Genomic DNA, 18,218 nt, shown 5'->3' with positions numbered 1-18,218 from the left:
TGGGTTGAGTAGTAGTTGCCTGCGCGCGCAATCAGCTGATCTAGCTTGCCACACGCCTATACCCACAGGAGGTCACGTAGCCGAGTGGTGATTGTTCAGCACAGTGGTGGACAAATTTTGGAACCTTTCACGAAAGAGCTGCTGAGAGAGATTGTGATGCTGCTCTGTGGCGCGGGGCCAACGATGCAGCCGGACTGGGGCTCATCCTAGGCGCTAGAGCTTAAACTTTCCTTGAAACAAACACTCCACCATAATCTTGAGATTTGCCGCTGTGCCCTTGGTAACGTAGGGCACCCTAGCTTCTCCAGCTACTTTTACCCCAGATTCGAGCGTTACCTTATCGACGTCAGCTCCAGCCATCGAACGCCTCTACCTCGTTGCCGCAATCGCTATCCTCTATGCCACCACCTAGGGCATGGCCGTTCAACTCGATGGCCTCCGCACTCAGGTTGACACCCATTGGATGCAGGGCATCAGCTATCTCAACATCGGACTGCGCTGGCTCAAGGGATCCGTTAACAAAGGGCATCCGTTGCTCAAGCCCATCGTGCTATTCACCGTTGACCCAGAACCCTGTTTTGCATCTAAAAAAGCTGAAGTCCAGCATTATGACCGCATCTGGTCCTCTAGGATCCAGTCCCTATGCTGCCAATTACCACCCTGGAAGGCCGCATAAAGATGTGTTAAGCAGTCAGGCTTCAGTGAGAAGCTGCCAATCTCACCGCTAATACTAGTTCAATGTAAAGCCGTGCTTAATATTCCGTATCCTTTTCATTTCAATGCTCCATCACCTAACTTAGGCATGGTAGGGGACTAAATGATTAAGCTTACTCTCATAAAGAATTGGTATAACTAAAAGTGCTTTTTTAGTCTGCCCGTTTCTATGCCTTGATTCGCGCCTGAATCAAGGTTCTAGTAAAATTGCTTTGTCAAAATTAACATAGGTCAACTATGTGGCATAGAGTCATAGGTATCATTACACTTATTGTGCTGCCCCTTATTCCATTTCCGTCATTTTCTGAACCCCTGGCACAGTCGTTGGTTGGTGAATGGACGTGTCAACCAAAAAATGGCGACGCCGCATTTACATGGGTTGTTAGTGACAATCTTCCAGGTGGTTGGCTGATTGGGGAGGGGTATGAAGACAATAGCTTAAGCTCAGTCGAAACTTGGTCTTTTAATTCAGAGGGTCAGTTGATGGAGCGGCGACAGTTTGCATCTAACGGAGCCTTTATTCAGCTTTCTGTGGTCGAGCGTAGCGAGGAGACTCTTTCCTCGCACGGTGAACTCACTCGTCGCGACGGTGAAAGCATTCCGGTTCAGCATTTCCTCAGAAGAATAAACGCTAACCAGATTGAAGCGACATGGGAGGTTGACGAGGGTAGTGGTTGGATTGTAGTGGCTGACGAAGTGTGTATGCATAGGGAAAGGTAAGAGGTCTTTGGTGCTGAAGTAGGCGCGCACGCCAGGAGCGCGGTTGGACTGACAGAGCTGCCTTTCAATATTCCAGTGGAGATTGAAGGGGAGGTTGAACTTCATCCGAATGACGCCTAACAACCGCAATGCACCGAAACTTTGAAGTATGTATTTTGTTGGCAAGAACTATCGGTGTCCGGTGATTGCGACCGTTAGCTGGCTTAAATCACCCATCAAAGACGCAGCCGAAGATCTATCTCTTGATGTCTAGCCTTGAGCAAGACTATCAGTGGAATTAGGTTCAAATGAAATAGTGAAAAATGATGGTTCGTTATTGACCTTTACGCAGAGCTGTATAGGCAGATAGGGACAAAGTGCATGAACAAAATTCTATTAAAGAAAACGTAGTCTTACAAACTGTGCCACGATCGCCAATCTTGCGAAGTCGAGATACTACCTCAGACATTCTTCGGGTTGAACACCATCATCAGCCTGCAAATCAAAAATCTGAGTGTTGCCTGCCGAAGTATCTCATCAGCATTCATCTGGGTCAACCCATTCAATTAGAACGGACAATCGACGGGCAATACAGCCACGATTGTTTGGCTAAAGGCGACATTATGGTAACACCTCCTCATTTGCATCGCAAACTGTCCTGGGATGCAAATGCAGATTTTTTGTTACTTCGCCTTGAACCAAAGCTGTTTACCTCTGCTGCGTACGAATCAATCAATGCAGAGCATATTAAAATTGTACCGCAGCTTAAAATTTGTGACCCTTTGATCCAGCAAATCGGGTTGACCCTGAAAGCAGAATTAGAACGAGATGGGTTAAGCGATTGTCTTTATGCTGAGTCGATGGCAAATGCATTAGCTGTTCATCTGCTGCGGCGTTACTCCGCTCAAACGCGAAAAATACGGACTTATCCCGGTTGCTTACCCGGTCATAAATTGCAGAAAGCGATCGACTACATCCAGGCTCATTTAGCAGAAGAGGTGTCTCTGGAGGCGATCGCTACCGAACTTGGCATGAGTCCATATCACTTTGCCCGATTGTTCAAACAATCTACAAGTTACTCTCCTTATCAGTATGTAATTCGATCTCGAATTGAGCGGGCACAGGAATTAATGTTGCAGGAGTTACAAAGTATTGCAAGTATTGCCTTGAAAGTCAGTTTTGCCAGTCAAAGCCAATTTGGGCGACACTTCAAACGCCTCATTGGAGTAACACCCAAACAATTCCTTCAAAAGTAGCAAGAATCTTCTAAAGCCGCAAGAATCGGCTATACAGCAGCCAGCAAACTCTGTATCCTTGCTTGGGACTGCTATGGTTTCGTTCCAGCAGTTGACGCACACTTAACAAAAAGGAATTGCCATAATGCTCACCGTATTTAAGGACAATTCAGTTCTGGCAGGATTGGATATTTTTGTCACTCAGCCCGACCAACAGTGGATATTGATCGATGAACTGATTGCCTACACACACGATATTTTGAAACAGCAATCTGGGTACATTGCCAACGCCATTCATCGCAGCTTAGATGGACTGAAGGTGGTCAATTATGTACAGTGGCAAAATCAAGCTAGTTATCAAGCTTATATTAATAACCGGAATATTGCGTTGGCAACTAAGATTACTGGCTTCTTTGCACCAGACTCTCACCTTTACGACATTTTTATGAGTGAGCCAGCAGATAGCCAGATGCAAATCAGAATGAATATGCCGGAACTAGTTAACTTTGGAATATTCAGATTAAAGAATCCGCCTGATCAACCTCGTTTTTTAGAATCAACCGCAGAAGCAATCCAGCAAATCTCAGGACAATCTGGACTCATTACTACGCATTTCCATAGATCGCTTGATGGTGCTCGTGCGATCAATTATGGATTGTGGAATTCTCAGGAACTATACGCCAAGATGAATGCAAATCCCCCGATGGCGGAACCGCTCCAAGTCATGAGATCGCTTGCCAATAATGAATTCCAGATGTCACTTCACCAAGTCGTCTTCACGGAGTCAGCTAATTCGTAAGAGTGAAGCATAATCATGATGTAGTGTTTGATTAGGAGGATATAAAGATGGTGCAGATTGACCGCACAAATACTGCGATCGTTGGGCTGGATCTATACACCGTTGCAGAGCGGCATCAGGCGGCCTTGATTGAGGCAATTGTGCAAGAACAAGTTAAATCCTGGATTGATTGTTCTTCTTTTGTATCTGCCAGTGTGCATCGGAGCCTAGATAACGTGCGAGTGTTTACCTATAGCCAATGGCATCCTAAATTTGACCATCGCAGTTTGCCTCGTCCTGCTGTGTTTACTGAGTTTTTTCCGCCTGAGGTATTTTTGCTGGAAGTCACGGCCAGTCGATCTCAATCGGCACAAGTTGAAATTGCTAAAGGCGATCGCGTCACTCATCTAGCGGAATTTCGCATGATGCCAATGCATCAACCAGAGATGATCAAGCGAACCGCTGCTGAATTAGACCGGGCAATGAGCAACTCATCAAGTTTGCTTTCAGCGACCTTTCATCGCAGTCTGGATGGTACTAGAATGTTTAACTACGGTCAATGGGAAAGCCAGGAGGCATTTGAAGCAATTCTTGGGCAGCCTGGTTTTAACCCAGAAAAGCCATACTGGGAAGGGTTAGCCCGAAATGAATTTCATCTATACAATGTCACTTATGTAGCGTCAGCCAGCTAACAAGTCGATGAAGCGGACGAGCGAGAGATCTTGGTGGCGATGACAAGGGTATCTGTCGCCGCTTATCTTAGTCATTAGGCAGCTTCTCGTTCTATGTAGAGACAGTAATTAGAAGGTTGCCTGTAGAGTGATTTCAGTCCAAAATATACTTAAAATCACTTCTTAGTGCCAATGTCAGATAGCCGGATTCATCTCGTTAGCAGTCAAACCGGAGATGTTTTTCCGGCTGCTCCTGATGGAAGTGTGTTGTTTTCGAGCGGGAATGCAGGGTGGCAGGGAATCACTGTTGAATTTCACCGAATTTCATCGTTTGAACTGCCGGAACACTATATCGATGGACATCGTTTGGCGGTCAACATTGGTCAACCTGTTCACTACGAATGGAAAGAAGGCAGGTGTTGGCGACAAACGGCTTTGAATCCAGGTGATTTTTGCTTACAGACACACGGAGATATCAACTTTCCTCGATGGTGGGGCAACTTTGAGTTTTTGGCGATCGCCCTTGACCCCAAATTTGTTCACCAAGCGTTTCAAGGTACGGGTGCCTCAGAAAACATTAACTTCCTCACCCGTCGAGGTGAAGCTGACACAATGATTTCTGACTTTACTTGTCGCTTCAAAACCGAATTGGCGTCTGGAAGCTATTGTGGCGCGCTTTATGGTGAATCGCTTGCAGTTGCCTTTGCTCTCCATCTGATTGAGCATCACAGCAATCGCCCTCAAAAACTGCGGAAACCTTCTGGAAAACTTTCATCGCAGCAGCTAAAGCAGATTGTCGAGTACGTTCATGAACACCTAAGCGAGGAGTTGAGCCTAATTGACTTAGCCAAACAGATGAACCTGAGCGCGTTTCACTTTGCGCGTCTCTTCAAAAACTCGTTGGGGCTTTCTCCACATCAATATTTACTGCAAAACCGAGTGGAGCGGGCAAAGAAGCTGATTGCGATCGCGGGTAAACCAGATCTGACGGATATCGGGTTGCAGGTCGGCTTCTACGACCAAGCGCATTTCACCAAAGCCTTTAAGCGAGTCGTCGGCATTCCGCCCAAAGGCTTCTTCAAGCAGGTGGCAAGCTAAGCAAGATTTTACAATTTTCCCAAGTGGCTGCTTCGATAAGCTGTCCTCAGAGTTGATAAGGAGCAAACAATGAAGAAGCTAAATCGTTCGCGTCGTGGATTGATCAAAGGTGCTGCCCTGGCTGCAACCGGAATGACACTAGGAGCAGGACTATCGCCCTTGCAAACCAAGCAAGCAACGGCACAGGCTCCCACTCAGCCCAATGCCCAGCCTCAACCTTCAAATACGCTTCCCTTAGCCGGAAAAGTCGCATTCGTCACTGGAGCGGCTCGAGGGATTGGACGGGCAATATCAGAAGTTTTTGCAATGAATGGTGCCGATGTTGCCATGCTCGATATTGCCGATCCCGCTCGTTTGAACTCCTCACCAGGTTATCGCGTGTCCAATAGGGATGAGTTCAATGCAGCTGTGACTTCTGTTAAGCAATATGGCACGAAGGTTCTGCAAATTCAGGTAGATGTTCGAGATTTAGCAGCAATGCAGTCTGCGGCAGAACGCACGAACCGCGAACTGGGTAGAATTGATATTGTCGTTGCCAATGCGGGCTATGTGGCTTGGCACAGCTTTGAGGATGGCACCCCTCAACTCTGGCATGATGTCTTTGATGTCAATGTTCATGGTGTGTTCAATACGGCAAAAGCTGCCATTCCTTTTCTCAAGCAACGGGGTGGTGGACGAATTATCAATATGGCATCTGTGGGAGGCAGGGCTGGATTTGCTGGCAATGGTGCCTATACATCGACGAAGTGGGCTGTGATTGGCATGACCAAGCAGGCTGCTCAAGAGTTGGGGCAATACAATATCACAGTCAATGCGATCGCGCCTGGTGCCGTCAACACACCGATGTATCGCAGTGAGGGGCAAATGCGATCGATGGGTGTTTCCAGTCCAGAGGAACAGGACGCACTGATTAATCCAGTGAGTCCACTAGGTAATGCTGGAGCGATTGAGCCAGAGGATATTGCTCAAACAGCACTTTTCTTGGCAAGCGACGCAGCGAAAACAATTTCAGGAACAACGATCGATAATGCGTTGGGCTTCAATGCTAGCTATACAGGGTGAGCCTCGTTTCTTGAGTGTCAGGTATACTTAGCTACTCCCTAACAATTGCGTTGCAGCGGCGGACGAAAGATTTTGGTTTAGACTTAAAAGCGGTCTACCGCCGCTGAACGCAGTCGTTGGACAGCAGAGAAGTTTCATGAAATTTAACTCTAGATTAAACGCTGCTGTGACCACCTTGAGAGATGTTATTTCCTCTCACAGAAACTGTAAATCAATTGGAACTGTGGTATTCGTACAGCAGATTCGGGTTTGGTTTCAACAGTTCATCCTTCCGCTTTATCCTGAATCGCCAGAGGAATTTTTAGCCATTCAATTTTTGCTTGGAACCCCTGAATCAGAGATTCCTGCTACTACAGCTAGTTGCTCAAGATTTATACAATCGGTTGAACAATTCAGATATCAAGATAGAAACCATTTCATCCAGTCGCTCGCTGGGTTGATTAATGACTTCGTCATCCATCGGCATCCAAAATGGCTAGACCCGTTCAAGGAGATTACGAATACTACTATTGCCCTACAACATGTGAAGTTTTGCTATGTGGTGAATTTGGAGGAGTACTGGCACTAAGTGGGCAAATATGGGGAGGAGAGGTAGCCTTACATCCAGCTACACGAACGGTGTTAGTGACAGTGGGTGTACTGCTGCAATAAGCTGTCCAATAAATTGTTAGCTGGCTTCGTTGAAATGTAGTGGCACTAGTTTAAAACTTATCGTCAGTGGTCAGGATTATGCTAGTAAGGTATTGATATGTCGCCGCACAAGGTATTGTTGTTGCTCTACCGAGAATTGTTCAGGACAGATGACAACCCCAGTGCCGATGCCATCCACTAGTGCGATAAGTGCATTGGCTTCGAGGGTTAGATCAAGATCGCCTCGCAGCAGATTAGCGGTTTGTAAGTCAGCTAACGCTTGAGTAAGTATTTGCCGTAAACAGTCATAACGTTTTCGATGTTTCTGAACTAAATGCTCGCGCCCGATCGAATAGCCCAAAAACGCCACCCAAACCTTCCAATCGTCTTTGTCGCGGTTCTCCAGAGGGAGGGCTGTAAAAAGCATTGCTTCTAGCCTGTCAATGCCTTTCGGCCTCTGCGTACAGCCTTTCATTTCCTCTAGGACGTTTTCAAACACTCGTTCTAGGGCAAATAAGATCAGGGCTTCTTTATCTCGAAAGTAATGGGTCACAACTCCAGTCGAGGAGCCAAGCTCCTGCGCGATCGCTCGCATACTAGTGCGATCCAAGCCTTCTCGGATAATTACCCGCCATGCCGCATTAGCAACTTCAATGCGGCGATCGTCAAAACTCATAGCGCGTCCCTAGTTTGCAGCGACATCAAACAATCATCTTGACATTTATCATAACAGTTGTTATGTTCTGCTGTAATATAACAACTGTTGTAATTTTTCCCTTCACACTGCTGGAGTTCGTGATGATCCGACCAATCCTGTCCGATGATACAGAGGCGCTGATTGCCTTAGCTGGCTCTATGGAACTCTTTTCGTTAGACGAACTACAGGAGTTGCGTCAGATGTTGACCGCTTCGTTGAGCAAAGATGGAGACAGCCACCCATTCTGGCTTACAGACGATGATGACGGACTTGTGGCATTAGCCTACTGCGAACCGGAACGCATGACTGACGGAACTTGGAACCTGCAACTGATTGCCGTCCACCCAACCCATCAAAGGCAAGGACGCGGTGCGAAACTGCTACGTTTTGTAGAGCAGACTTTGGCAGAGCGAGGCGCACGGCTCTTATTAGTTGAGACGTTGGGCACGCCAGATTTTGAGTATGCACAAGCGTTCTATCACAAAAACGGGTACGAAAAGGAAGCGCGTATACGCGAGTTCTACGCAGAAGGTGCAGACAAAATCGTTTTCTGCAAAGCACTGTCTAGTCAGGGGTCGTGAGCTTTTGCACTAGACTAGCTATCGCCGCCAACTGGAAGCCATCTTTATGCAATTGCTCAATTCAGATTGCGTCTAATGCCAGCCAACTAACACAGCGTTGGGCGGCTCAGTCTTTCTGTGACATAGTCTTGGCGCTGATAATTCGTCATTTCATCATGGTTATCGATATGCAACTGCGGAGATGTTTGAACAACTAGCTACCTACGGCACTAACACCATTGAGTGAATGCCCCGTGTCACCGGAATGGAGTAACGAGTCTTTACCAGCATTGGCTGAGGATTCAGCGGATCTGACGCGATACGCCAAAAGTCGATTGCCCCTCCCTGAATGCGATCGTCAAAGTGGTCGTAATTCGTGACCGCTAGATATTGGCTAGAGGCATCAAACGCAGCAGCTTCTGGCAAAATGCCATCAAACGGATAATCTGCCACATGATTTAATTGACCTGTCTGCGGGTTAAGCGTGATCAAACTCACTGAGGAAAACCAGGTGATGCGTTCGTCATCGTAGGGTAAGTAGCTGCGTTCCAAGTTGCTTGTTACCACATACTGATTGTCAGGACTGAGTGCTAGCCCTTCCGGGCTAACGCCTGTCATTGCCCGCGAAACGAGCGCATGGCGAGGTGAACCATCTGCCTGAGTTCCGGCTGCAAGTCGAATACTAACCACGCTACCGCGAGGAGCTTCGCTCCAAGTTCCTTCCACATCTGCACCCCAAAAGAGATTGTTGACGAGCACATGACGACCATCGGCAGTGAATCGAGCTATGAAGGGGAATTTCTCAACCTGCACAACGTTACCACTGGGCTGAAGTTCAAAATTTGCGCCTTGACGCGATAGCTGCACAAAAGAGACTTCTGCCGCTGTGTTATTGACCAGTGCTAACACATCTTGAGTTGGATGCCATTCTGCATGGACGAGTTCATCTCCCGGCGGAATTCGAGCAACGATGGGATAGGCAGGTTGTCTCAATCGCCCGTTCTCAAACGGAATCAGTGCCAAAGGAGTTTCTGTACCTGCCCCGTCTGGGTGAAAAGTTACCGAAACCAAGGAGCCATCATGATTGATACTCACCGAAGTGGGACGCTCTGCGATCGCTAATTCCTGCACCTGTCTAGGACGAGTCGGATCGCTTAAATCAATCACCGTGATGCGATCGCCGTGTATGAGGTCAGCAAAAGTTTGCGTTTGCTCATCCCCTGCCGGACGAGGTCTAAAGGTTTCGACAACTAGCGCATACTGACCATCTGGCGTCATCGCTACAGCCGTCGGCGGGCCTGCAACCGAGTTACTCGCTGCCGTTGTATAGGCACGAAAATCTCGTGCGTGCCCGGTTAAAGGAATAACATTGATTGTATCTTGCCCTTCACGCGCACCCAGTCGCCCATCGACATACGCCGATGCCAACATATCGGCATCGGAGATTGAAACGAGGTAGCGGCCTTGAAAATCCAGCGGTGCAGCACGATCGCGTGATCGTTGACTGGTTGCCTTGACAGATTGAGCGATCGCCCACCCAGGAGCGAGAGTCAGTGCAACCAATCCCCACATCAAGCCTCTGAACAACATGATTTGCTCGCTTTCTAAACTAAAACACTCGTTTTACCATAGCGTGAATCGGCCAAGATCGAAAGGGATGTGAGACAATCATAAGTAGATTAAAACTAACGTTTTACTATGGGACTGGAGCAGTATCGGGCTGAGATTACTCAACAAAAGCAAGCAGCGATCCTGAAAGCGGCTCTCGCGGCTTTTTTAGAGTTTGGCTATGATCGCACCACGATCGACTATGTCGCGCAGCAGGCGAACGTCTCAACTGCAACTCTTTACAAGCACTTTTCCAGCAAGGCTGATTTGTTTGGCGGCATCATGGCACAAGTCTGGCAAACCGACCAAATCAGTTCGACGCCTGTACCGTCTGAGTTATCACCTCAAGCTGCTTTGATGCAGATTGGTCAAGACTACGCCCGCTTACTCAACAGCCACAATATTCAACCGCTCTTTCGCGTCATCATCGCCGAGGCTCCCCGCTTCCCAGAATTGGGAACGGAACTATATTACAAAGGCAAAGAACCATTTCTCAATCGGCTTCAGGTGTACCTACAGTCACAAGTTGCTATTGGCAGTTTATCCATTGCAGACATTGCAATTGCAGCCCGTCAATTTCTTGGCATGATCAATGACATCATCTTCTGGCCTCGTTTCTTAATCATGGATTCAGAGATGGATGAAAATGAGGTTGAGAATGTGATTGTCAACGCAGTAGAGACGTTCCTTGCCCGTTATGGTGTGAGCCGTTAATGATCGTGTTTGATCTAGATTGTTGGTAGAAACAATCGGAGCCCAACAACTATGTTGTAGCGGAACGTACCAGCCTTCTGCGTTGAGTTGCAAAGGTTGTCTGCATCCGCTGAACACGACCGTTAGCTGGCTAAGTCATCGTTATGAACATGATCGAGAGGTGATCTGTGAGACTTAACACTAAATTGTTTTTATGAAAAACAAAGCAGCAGAAATCTCCGTTCTTGCCTGGGAATCGGATGGCATCTTACTAGAGCGATATGCTTACAAATCAGGTTCCGTAGAACCGCTTCCCAGACATTCCCATGAAGAGTATCAGTTTGGCTTAAGTTTCAATTGTCAAGGTGAATATCACTATCGCGGCGCATATCATTCCATCCCTACCGGAAGTTTGAGCGTGATCCATTCAGGTGAGGTACATGCGCCGAGCGATCGCAACTATCTTCCAGCACCCGCCCATTTTGAGATGATGCACATCAATCCAAAATGGTTACACACGATTGCGGCTGAAATGGCTGAGAAGCCTGCCAATCTGCCCTTCTTCCCCACAGCATTTCTTACCGATTCAAAATTGAATCATTTATTTTTAGCATTGCAGGCAGTAGTGAATCAGAAAACTTCTGAATTGGAGCAAGATATAGCCCTGTTGGACTTTCTCTCCTACCTAATTCGTCGCTATGCCTCAAATAGCCCTTCTGTTTGTTCTTTGAAGCCACCTCATGCGGCTGTTATGCTTGCTTGTGATTATCTTCATGCTCACTACGCCAGTGAAATTTCTTTAGACACATTGGCAGCGATCGCCGGATTAAGTCGGTTTCATTTCTGCCGTATTTTTCGCAAAGAAATCGGCGTGTCTTCCAGTGCCTACCAAACTCAACTCCGAATTGCTCAAGCAAAAAAGCTGTTGGTTCAAGGCTTCTCGATTACGAAGGTTGCTACCGCAACGGGCTTTTACGATCAAAGTCATTTTGGCTGGCATTTCAAACGTCAGATTGGGGTAACACCAGGAGCTTATGTCAGCAAAACAGCAATAACTTCCTAGACTTATCAAAATAATTAGGTGTATTCTCTTGCTGTTTATCAGTTTCCGAAGAAATCAGGTAAGGAATTATGCCAAAGATCAATCGTCGTCAGATGTTTGCGACTGGAGCGATCGGGGTTGCCGGGTTTGCCACAGCAATTGCAACTCAAACGGCTCAAGCAAACACTCAAAATCCACTCGAACCTCAAGCAAGCGTCAATCCCAACGGTCGATTTGTAGGTGAAGTAGCGTTGATTACTGGAGCCACATCCGGCATTGGGGAAGCCACTGCGCGAGCCTTTGCTGCTGAAGGAGCTACTGTTCACTTTTGTGGTCGGCGGGAAGCCTTGGGAGAGCAAGTGGCTCAAAGTATTCGCGATGCAGGCGGCAAAGCCACGTATCAACGAGCCGATGTCCGAATTGAAGATGATGTCAAAGCATTTGTCAATGGTTGTGTGGAACAGTATGGGCGCATCGACATTGCCTTCAACAATGCTGGAATCTTTATGACTCCTGCTGAGATTCAAGACATCCCATTGGATAATTTCATGGACATTATGATGACGAACATAGTGGGTGAGTTTCTGTGCATGAAGTATGAAGTTCCACAGATGCGACGGCAAGGTGGCGGCAACATCATTAACATGGCATCGGTGGCTGGACATGTGGGTTTTCGTACAACTGCCCACTACAACGCTAGTAAGCATGGTGTGATTGGACTCACGAAAGCTGCTGCCCAGGAAAACGCCGACCATAATATTCGCATCAACTCAATTTCACCCTTGGCAGTTGATACGCCTCAATTACGGGAGTCCTTTGCGTTTCAAGGAATTACCTATGAGCAAGCGGTTCCGGGCTTTGTGACAAAGCGGATTATGACCACCTATGAAATCGCAGAAGCTGTCATGTTTTTAGCGTCTAACCAAGCCACATCAATGACGGGCATGGATCTGGATGTTACAGGCGGTCAGTTGGCTGGTTAGGTTCTAATAATTACCCACACAATTCAATTCCTCTAACTAGCTGTGGAAAGGCTTCTATTATGCAATATACAACCCTTGGCAGGACTGGCTTGGTGGTTTCACGGCTCTCCTTTGGGGCAATGACCTTTGGTGAAGGTCAACTCGTTCCTGGAGTTACCAACAGCATTGATCAGTCAGTTGCCGATCAAATGGTGGGTCGCGTCATGGATGCTGGCATCAACCTGTTTGATACAGCCGATGCCTATACCAGTGGACAATCGGAGATGATGCTCGGCAAAGCCCTTGCTAATCGTCGCGATGAAGTCATCATCGCCACAAAAGCAGGGTTTCGATCGGGCAACGCCATTACCGATGCAGGGTCATCTTATCGTCACATCATGATGGCAGCAGAAGCCAGCCTAAAGCGGCTAAACACTGACTATATCGATCTCTATCAGCTTCACATTCCTGATCCGATCACGCCATTAGAAGAAACCTTACGCGCTTTAGATGATCTGGTGCGACAAGGCAAAGTGCGCTATATCGGCTATTCCAATTTTCCAGCGTGGAAAGCAGCAAAGATGTTGGGCATTCAGAAACATCACAACTACGATCAGTTTATTGCAGCTCAAATGTACTATTCTTTGCTGGGGCGGGATTTAGAACATGAAGTCGTTCCGTTTGTTGAAGATGCAGGCATTGGAGTATTGGTATGGAGTCCTTTAGCAGGTGGCTTTTTGAGCGGCAAATATACACGCGAAAACCCAACGCCAGAAGGGGCAAGACTGAACGAGTTTAAGCTGCCACCGATCGATGTTGAACAGGGCTATGACGTGGTGGATGCAATCAAGCCGATTGCTGAAACTCACAATGCCTCTCCTGCTCAGGTGGCGATCGCCTGGGTTCTCACGAAACCTTTTATCACTTCAGTCATCGTTGGTGCAAATAAAATGCACCAGCTTGAAGATAACTTGAAAGCCTTAGATCTCACGCTTTCTACAGCCGAGATTCGCCAATTGGATACCCTCACTGCCCCATCATCACTCTATCCTGGTTGGATGCAAGCATTAGGTTGGGATGCCAAAGTCAAAGCTGCATTTGATCCAGATTCCAAGAATCAGTGAAAGAGTTGAGTTAGGAGTAGGGGCGATCATAAGTGCCATCAGCTAACAACGCCCATGCACACCGACCGCCGAGAGTTGCTCGGTGATGATGCAAAGATTATCTGCGGCGGGTGATGCGCAACGTTAGCCTTATGTTAGCGGCAACCGGAAGTTTTTATGAGGGATAGTGCTTTAATAAGAAAAGCCATGGTGTCAGACGCTGAAGTAATTTCTGCAGTACACGTCGCATCAAAACAGGCAGCGTACAGAGGACTTGTGCCAGCATCAATTCTGTCGGAGCTTTCCGCGCCTCGAGCAAATGCCGAAAGCCAGGAAAGGTGGCGCAAGGTTTTGGCAAGCGATGAAGTCGACGTTTTTGTCGCCGAGCTTGATAAACAGGTCGTCGGTTTTGTGAGCTCGGGTACTACACGTGATAATGAAGGACTCCAAAAGGCTACGGGAGAGATATACGCCATCTACGTTTCTTCCGATCAGCAGCGGACCGGTATTGGCCGAGAGCTGATTGGCGCTGCATTGCGTGGGCTTGAGAAGCGAGGGTTCAGTGAGGCAACGCTTTGGACGGCTTTGCCATCTGCTCGAAGCTTTTATGAAGCAGTTGGTTTTCGGTTGGACGGTGCCGAAAAAGTGAGCCCTTTGGTTCCTGGATATTACTTCCAGGTCACAGATATCCGCTACCGTTGTAATTTGGCTAACAAGGCGGTCGAGACGGACCGCTAAACGCGACCGCTCACCTCGTCGTTAGACCGCCCGAATCAACCTGTTTCCTAAAATATCGACTTTGCATGGGATAAATGACACTGTTGGGAGGTAGCTGAGATGACTATCTATCAAGCTGAGTGCTCAATGGCCTTAACCTGCTGGATGCTTGTGGGTTGAATAGTTGCCTTCGCGCGCAGCTAGCCGGGTTGCCTATCCCTGACTTCCGACTGAAGGTAATCAAAACAAAGCCCCCAGCGATTGCCAGGGGCAGATGTGAAATTCTATTTACGCCAAATAGCTTACCCCTGCTACCACCCCCGCCGACCGGGGCACCACAGGCCCACAGCGGCGATCGCTATCTGTGGTAGATCATAAGCCTGATACTGAAACCCCCACTGGCACCGCTGGCCTGTGGAAGTTTTGTTCGGGCACCATGGGTAGGTTGCGATGGGTGCGGCGCTGTACCTCCAACAGCGGGTTTAGTGCTTCAAAGCAGAACCCTCGGCGTGTGCCAGGAACTAAAGGTTAAGAATTTCAAGCTCTGTTGTATCGGTGATACCCAGTTGCTGCTTCAGCGCCTCGGGTATGTTCAAAGCTTTGGCTACTTTAGCGGGGGCTGGCCATTTGGTTTCATCGTTCTACTCGACGCATTCGCATTATTTAATGGCCAGAGTTAGGCGTATCAAAAGAAACCTTACATGGCGGCAATTACTACGCAACGCCATACTCCACTCGAATTGATGGCTGCAATGAGGTGAATTTGAGTATTCATCACCTTATACTGGCCAGAGGATCGGAAAAGCCTTTTACCGGTGGCCGTATGTCTCATATTGGTATTCTTTGCCCTGGCGCGATTGGCCATATCAACCCCATGTGCAACTTGGGGAGTGAATTGCAAGAACGAGGCCACACCGTCACATTTTTGGGTCCTCCCGATGTCGGAGTTAAGGTATCACAGACTCACCTTGACTTTCATGAGATCGGCGCAACAGATTTCCCGCCCGGTAGTTTAGATGCTAAGTATGAGCAACTAGGCCAACTCAGCGGCTTAGCTGGCATCAAATTTGCTATCACTTTTTTCCAAGAAGAGCTGAAGATGTTTTTTCGGGAAGCTCCTGATGCGATTCGTGCTCTAGGAATTGATCTGCTTCTAGTTGACCAAATCACAACTGCTGGAGGCACTATTGCAGATCACCTGAATTTGCCCTTTGTCACGGTCTGCAATGCCCTGCCCCTTAATCGAGAGCCGGGAATTCCACCACTTTTTACCAGCTGGAAATATAAAGCAACAGCTGTGTCAAAGCTCCGCAACCAAATGGGAACTTTTTTGCTGGATTACCTTACGGGCTCTATCTGGAATGAAGTAATACAACAAAGAAAGCTGTGGCAACTGCCCCGGTACAAACGGCGCAATGATGCTTACTCACAACTGCTGCAAATCGCTCAGCTGCCGCAGGAGTTAGATTTCCCTCGGACCAAGATTGTCCCCTGGTTTTATTACGCAGGTCCGCTTAAAAATCCTAACGATGCAGAACCCGTTGGTCTGGACCAACAAGCATTTTCCTTTGAAGTCTTGAACGACAAACCCCTGATATACGCCTCATTAGGGACTTTGCAGAGTCGCAACTGGGAGATTTTTCATGTCATCGCAGAAGCTTGCTTAGATATTAATGCTCAACTGGTGATTTCATTAGGTAACCCTAATGCAGATTTATCAAAGGCGAATTTTGCTGGCAACCCTATCGTTGCAGCTTTTCCACCCCATCAAAAACTCATCAATCGGGCCGCTTTGGTCATTACCCATGCTGGTAGCACTGCTGTTAATTGTTTGAGTGCTGGGGTCCCGATGGTAGCGATTCCTATCACGACTGACCAACCGGGTATGGCGGCTAGGGTTGCAGCCGTTGGCGCAGGCGAAGTAGTCCCGTTAAAACAACTCAGTGTAGAGACGTTGCGAGTCGCCATTGGCAAGGTATTAGAAGATCCGAAATATCGAGAGAGTGCAGCCAAAATGCAGGTTGCCATCGATCAGGCTGGAGGGACAAGGTTTGCCGCCGGCTTAGTAGAACAGCTCATACAGACAGGTCAGCCAGTTTTGAATGCTCGACGGTAGGTCTTTAACAACGGACAAATTGGTCCTTAAGACTTTAGAGCGGGGTGTAGGGGTTTGGGGAGTACAGAGCGGGCATCGGTCAAGGGCTGATGTGAAATTCCATTAGGGCTGTTGTGCCTCAAGCTGATCCTGAGCTGCGATCGCGCTTTGGATGTCAGGTAAGCCTGCTCAAACAATGCGGCTTTGCTTTATCGCTGGCTTGATGTAGGCAGGACCCTTGATGGGCGACCAACGCAGGGGACGCTATTCTACGCCTTTAAACCCGGCGCAAGGGGTTCCCAAGCTGCGCCAGGCCGTTCTAGTGGTGCTTCGCAGTTTTTTCTTGGGCCTGCCTTGCCCTTGCGCCTAGTTTGACCGCCACCGGAGGGGGAAGACGCAGGCGTATGGAATGCGCGTTGCGTTGGTGCTTTTAAATACTTCCAGTTTCTTACGAGTTCGTTCAGGCTTTGGCTACTGAGTTTGGTGCGATCGAGTGCTACTGGCGAGAGTCCGACAGGTCGTTTACCGGCTTCGTGGCTGAGGTGTGGTTCAGTGAGTTGCCCTCGGCTTTCTCCACTCGCTGGGCTGCGGTCGTGGGCTACTCCATCTTGGTGCGCTCTGTGTCCTCTGGGCCAGGGTCGTTTGCGGCTTCCATTCCCTGCACTGTTCCAGGTGGTCAGGTGTCTCTGGGGCCAGCCTCTCGCGGGTCACGGGTGCAGCTGCGGGGTTAGTTTCCTGGGTGGCTTTGGCTCCCCTTTTTTCATTAGTACCTCAAGAGTCACAGCATGGATTCTTAGCTCGACTTTATCCAATCAGGGAGCATGGCAAAGTAGATCGGTCCAGGTGTCGAAGATAGGACGAGGGACTTTAACGTACTCAAGGTCATCTCGCGATATCTAGACCTTATCGATAATAAATCGCTTTGCATGTAAATGCATGCAGTAACCATAGGAACGTTCGATTTCAGGTAAAGAATGGACTGCTTTTTTTAATTCTGATTAAGTCTATTCACTTACAGGCAAAACAGGAACCTGGTTGGGCTTACTACCACTTCGTAACCCAGGACAATCCATTTTTCCCTCGTCAACATTTGGAGCGTGCCCGTGTTGAGTTACCGCCGAAGGTTTTCCGTCAAGAGTTTCAAGCGAGTTGGGAGGATTTTGAGGGTGCTCTCTTCAGCTCACTCGAAAGACATCACATTACCGAGGAAGTGCCTGATTCATTTCGGGCCGTTTATCTAGGTTTGGACTTTGGCGACATCAATCCCGCGATGGTCGTTGTGGGCTTAACCCATAGTGGCACCTATTACTTATTAGATTTCTGGAAAAACGATTCGGGTCAGCCGGTTACTGAACCTCAGCTTCTAGAGCAGGCTTCTAAATTCTGCGCTCAGTACAACTTGTACCGAGGCTACTTGCCAGACGATCGTCCTGGTTCAATCCTCAACTTTCGTCGCTATGGCAAAGCTCAAGGTATCAAAGGGCTGCAGCGTTCAGTCGAAGTCAAGCGTAACAAGCCCAGTCCTATGGAACGAGTAGCTATTGGCGACAGCTTGTTCTTCCAAAATAGGTTGTTCTTCCTCCCTAAGACAGCGGCTCTATACGACGAGTTCGCTAGTTATCACAGGGAGAAGGACGCGGACGGGAACTTGCTCAATAAACCCGCCAAAGGGCAGCAAGACCACTGCCTTGACGCGGCCATGCACGCAGCCGCCACAGTCGAGTTCCACCACGGCGATCACGTCCTAAATCTCTCAGCGGCTTAAACATGTCTAAAGTACGCGACTTAACCGATGAGAAGTTCGAAAGTCTCACCGTTCTTAGACGAGTGCCTGACCCACGCCCACGGACATTC

Annotated in this window: 20 protein-coding genes and 1 pseudogene; 17 read left to right on the top strand and 4 right to left on the bottom strand. The window is 48.2% G+C overall.

Annotated features, from left to right (window positions below; all coding sequences use genetic code 11):
* Nucleotides 1-213: 213 nt before the first annotated feature.
* Complete coding sequence (locus tag H6F57_RS10470) at nt 214-360, bottom strand: CU044_2847 family protein (RefSeq protein WP_190630147.1); 147 nt, start codon at nt 358-360, stop codon at nt 214-216.
* Complete coding sequence (locus H6F57_RS10465; RefSeq protein WP_190630149.1) at nt 347-529, bottom strand: hypothetical protein; 183 nt, start codon at nt 527-529, stop codon at nt 347-349. The genes H6F57_RS10470 and H6F57_RS10465 overlap by 14 nt, the downstream gene beginning before the upstream one ends.
* Before the next feature lie 422 nt (nt 530-951).
* On the opposite strand from H6F57_RS10465, the gene H6F57_RS10460 reads away from it, so the two are divergent.
* From H6F57_RS10460 to H6F57_RS10430, 8 genes and pseudogenes are all read left to right on the top strand, one after another.
* Nucleotides 952-1,434 (top strand): hypothetical protein, encoded by a 483-nt coding sequence (locus tag H6F57_RS10460; RefSeq protein WP_190630151.1) that lies wholly within the window; start codon nt 952-954, stop codon nt 1,432-1,434.
* Nucleotides 1,435-1,554: pseudogene (locus H6F57_RS28335) on the top strand (RidA family protein); the annotation flags it as partial.
* A gap of 236 nt (nt 1,555-1,790) precedes the next feature.
* Nucleotides 1,791-2,669, top strand: a complete 879-nt coding sequence (locus tag H6F57_RS28330; RefSeq protein WP_199289915.1) for a helix-turn-helix domain-containing protein — start codon at nt 1,791-1,793, stop codon at nt 2,667-2,669.
* Between the two features lie 124 nt (nt 2,670-2,793).
* Nucleotides 2,794-3,447, top strand: coding sequence for an antibiotic biosynthesis monooxygenase (locus H6F57_RS10450; RefSeq protein ID WP_190630153.1), 654 nt, complete (start codon nt 2,794-2,796; stop codon nt 3,445-3,447).
* A gap of 47 nt (nt 3,448-3,494) precedes the next feature.
* Nucleotides 3,495-4,118 carry an antibiotic biosynthesis monooxygenase gene (locus tag H6F57_RS10445; RefSeq protein ID WP_190630155.1) on the top strand — a complete coding sequence of 208 codons (624 nt, stop codon included), beginning with the start codon at nt 3,495-3,497 and terminating at the stop codon, nt 4,116-4,118.
* 171 nt (nt 4,119-4,289) lie between these two features.
* Nucleotides 4,290-5,195 (top strand): AraC family transcriptional regulator, encoded by a 906-nt coding sequence (locus H6F57_RS10440; protein ID WP_190630157.1) that lies wholly within the window; start codon nt 4,290-4,292, stop codon nt 5,193-5,195.
* A 69-nt stretch (nt 5,196-5,264) separates the two neighbouring features.
* Nucleotides 5,265-6,257, top strand: coding sequence for an SDR family oxidoreductase (locus tag H6F57_RS10435; RefSeq protein ID WP_190630159.1), 993 nt, complete (start codon nt 5,265-5,267; stop codon nt 6,255-6,257).
* A 136-nt stretch (nt 6,258-6,393) separates the two neighbouring features.
* Entirely contained in the window at nt 6,394-6,825 is a 432-nt protein-coding gene (locus tag H6F57_RS10430; protein ID WP_190630161.1) for a hypothetical protein, read from the top strand.
* A 159-nt stretch (nt 6,826-6,984) separates the two neighbouring features.
* Here the strand turns inward: H6F57_RS10430 and H6F57_RS10425 are convergent, their stop codons facing one another.
* The gene (locus tag H6F57_RS10425; protein WP_190630163.1) at nt 6,985-7,563 is read right to left on the bottom strand and encodes a TetR/AcrR family transcriptional regulator; all 579 of its coding nucleotides are present in this window, start codon (nt 7,561-7,563) and stop codon (nt 6,985-6,987) included.
* 122 nt (nt 7,564-7,685) lie between these two features.
* On the opposite strand from H6F57_RS10425, the gene H6F57_RS10420 reads away from it, so the two are divergent.
* Complete coding sequence (locus H6F57_RS10420) at nt 7,686-8,165, top strand: GNAT family N-acetyltransferase (protein ID WP_190630165.1); 480 nt, start codon at nt 7,686-7,688, stop codon at nt 8,163-8,165.
* A 201-nt stretch (nt 8,166-8,366) separates the two neighbouring features.
* Here the strand turns inward: H6F57_RS10420 and H6F57_RS10415 are convergent, their stop codons facing one another.
* Nucleotides 8,367-9,716: a hypothetical protein gene (locus tag H6F57_RS10415; RefSeq protein ID WP_199289916.1), complete on the bottom strand. Its 1,350-nt coding sequence runs from the start codon at nt 9,714-9,716 to the stop codon at nt 8,367-8,369.
* A gap of 126 nt (nt 9,717-9,842) precedes the next feature.
* Here H6F57_RS10415 and H6F57_RS10410 point away from each other — a divergent pair, with 126 nt between their 5' ends.
* The 8 genes from H6F57_RS10410 to H6F57_RS10375 all read left to right on the top strand — a co-directional run bounded on the left by H6F57_RS10410 (nt 9,843) and on the right by H6F57_RS10375 (nt 18,129).
* Nucleotides 9,843-10,466: a TetR/AcrR family transcriptional regulator gene (locus H6F57_RS10410; RefSeq protein WP_190630167.1), complete on the top strand. Its 624-nt coding sequence runs from the start codon at nt 9,843-9,845 to the stop codon at nt 10,464-10,466.
* A gap of 193 nt (nt 10,467-10,659) precedes the next feature.
* Nucleotides 10,660-11,508 carry an AraC family transcriptional regulator gene (locus H6F57_RS10405; RefSeq protein WP_190630169.1) on the top strand — a complete coding sequence of 283 codons (849 nt, stop codon included), beginning with the start codon at nt 10,660-10,662 and terminating at the stop codon, nt 11,506-11,508.
* A gap of 68 nt (nt 11,509-11,576) precedes the next feature.
* Nucleotides 11,577-12,470 carry an SDR family NAD(P)-dependent oxidoreductase gene (locus H6F57_RS10400; protein WP_190630171.1) on the top strand — a complete coding sequence of 298 codons (894 nt, stop codon included), beginning with the start codon at nt 11,577-11,579 and terminating at the stop codon, nt 12,468-12,470.
* A 59-nt stretch (nt 12,471-12,529) separates the two neighbouring features.
* Entirely contained in the window at nt 12,530-13,573 is a 1,044-nt protein-coding gene (locus H6F57_RS10395) for an aldo/keto reductase (RefSeq protein WP_190630172.1), read from the top strand.
* Between the two features lie 186 nt (nt 13,574-13,759).
* On the top strand, nt 13,760-14,290 hold the full coding sequence (locus tag H6F57_RS10390) for a GNAT family N-acetyltransferase (RefSeq protein WP_190630174.1): 531 nt from the start codon (nt 13,760-13,762) through the stop codon (nt 14,288-14,290).
* 742 nt (nt 14,291-15,032) lie between these two features.
* Nucleotides 15,033-16,385 carry a nucleotide disphospho-sugar-binding domain-containing protein gene (locus H6F57_RS10385; RefSeq protein ID WP_242024995.1) on the top strand — a complete coding sequence of 451 codons (1,353 nt, stop codon included), beginning with the start codon at nt 15,033-15,035 and terminating at the stop codon, nt 16,383-16,385.
* Nucleotides 16,386-16,831: 446 nt separating this feature from the next.
* Nucleotides 16,832-17,095 (top strand): hypothetical protein, encoded by a 264-nt coding sequence (locus tag H6F57_RS10380; protein ID WP_199289917.1) that lies wholly within the window; start codon nt 16,832-16,834, stop codon nt 17,093-17,095.
* Nucleotides 17,096-17,286: 191 nt separating this feature from the next.
* On the top strand, nt 17,287-18,129 hold the full coding sequence (locus tag H6F57_RS10375; protein ID WP_190630177.1) for a hypothetical protein: 843 nt from the start codon (nt 17,287-17,289) through the stop codon (nt 18,127-18,129).
* Nucleotides 18,130-18,218 lie beyond the last annotated feature (89 nt).

It is taken from the genome of Leptolyngbya sp. FACHB-60 (assembly GCF_014695775.1).
Classification (GTDB): domain Bacteria; phylum Cyanobacteriota; class Cyanobacteriia; order Phormidesmidales; family Phormidesmidaceae; genus Nodosilinea.
Note: the sequence above shows the minus strand (reverse complement) of the source record. Positions and strands in the feature narration are given on the sequence as shown.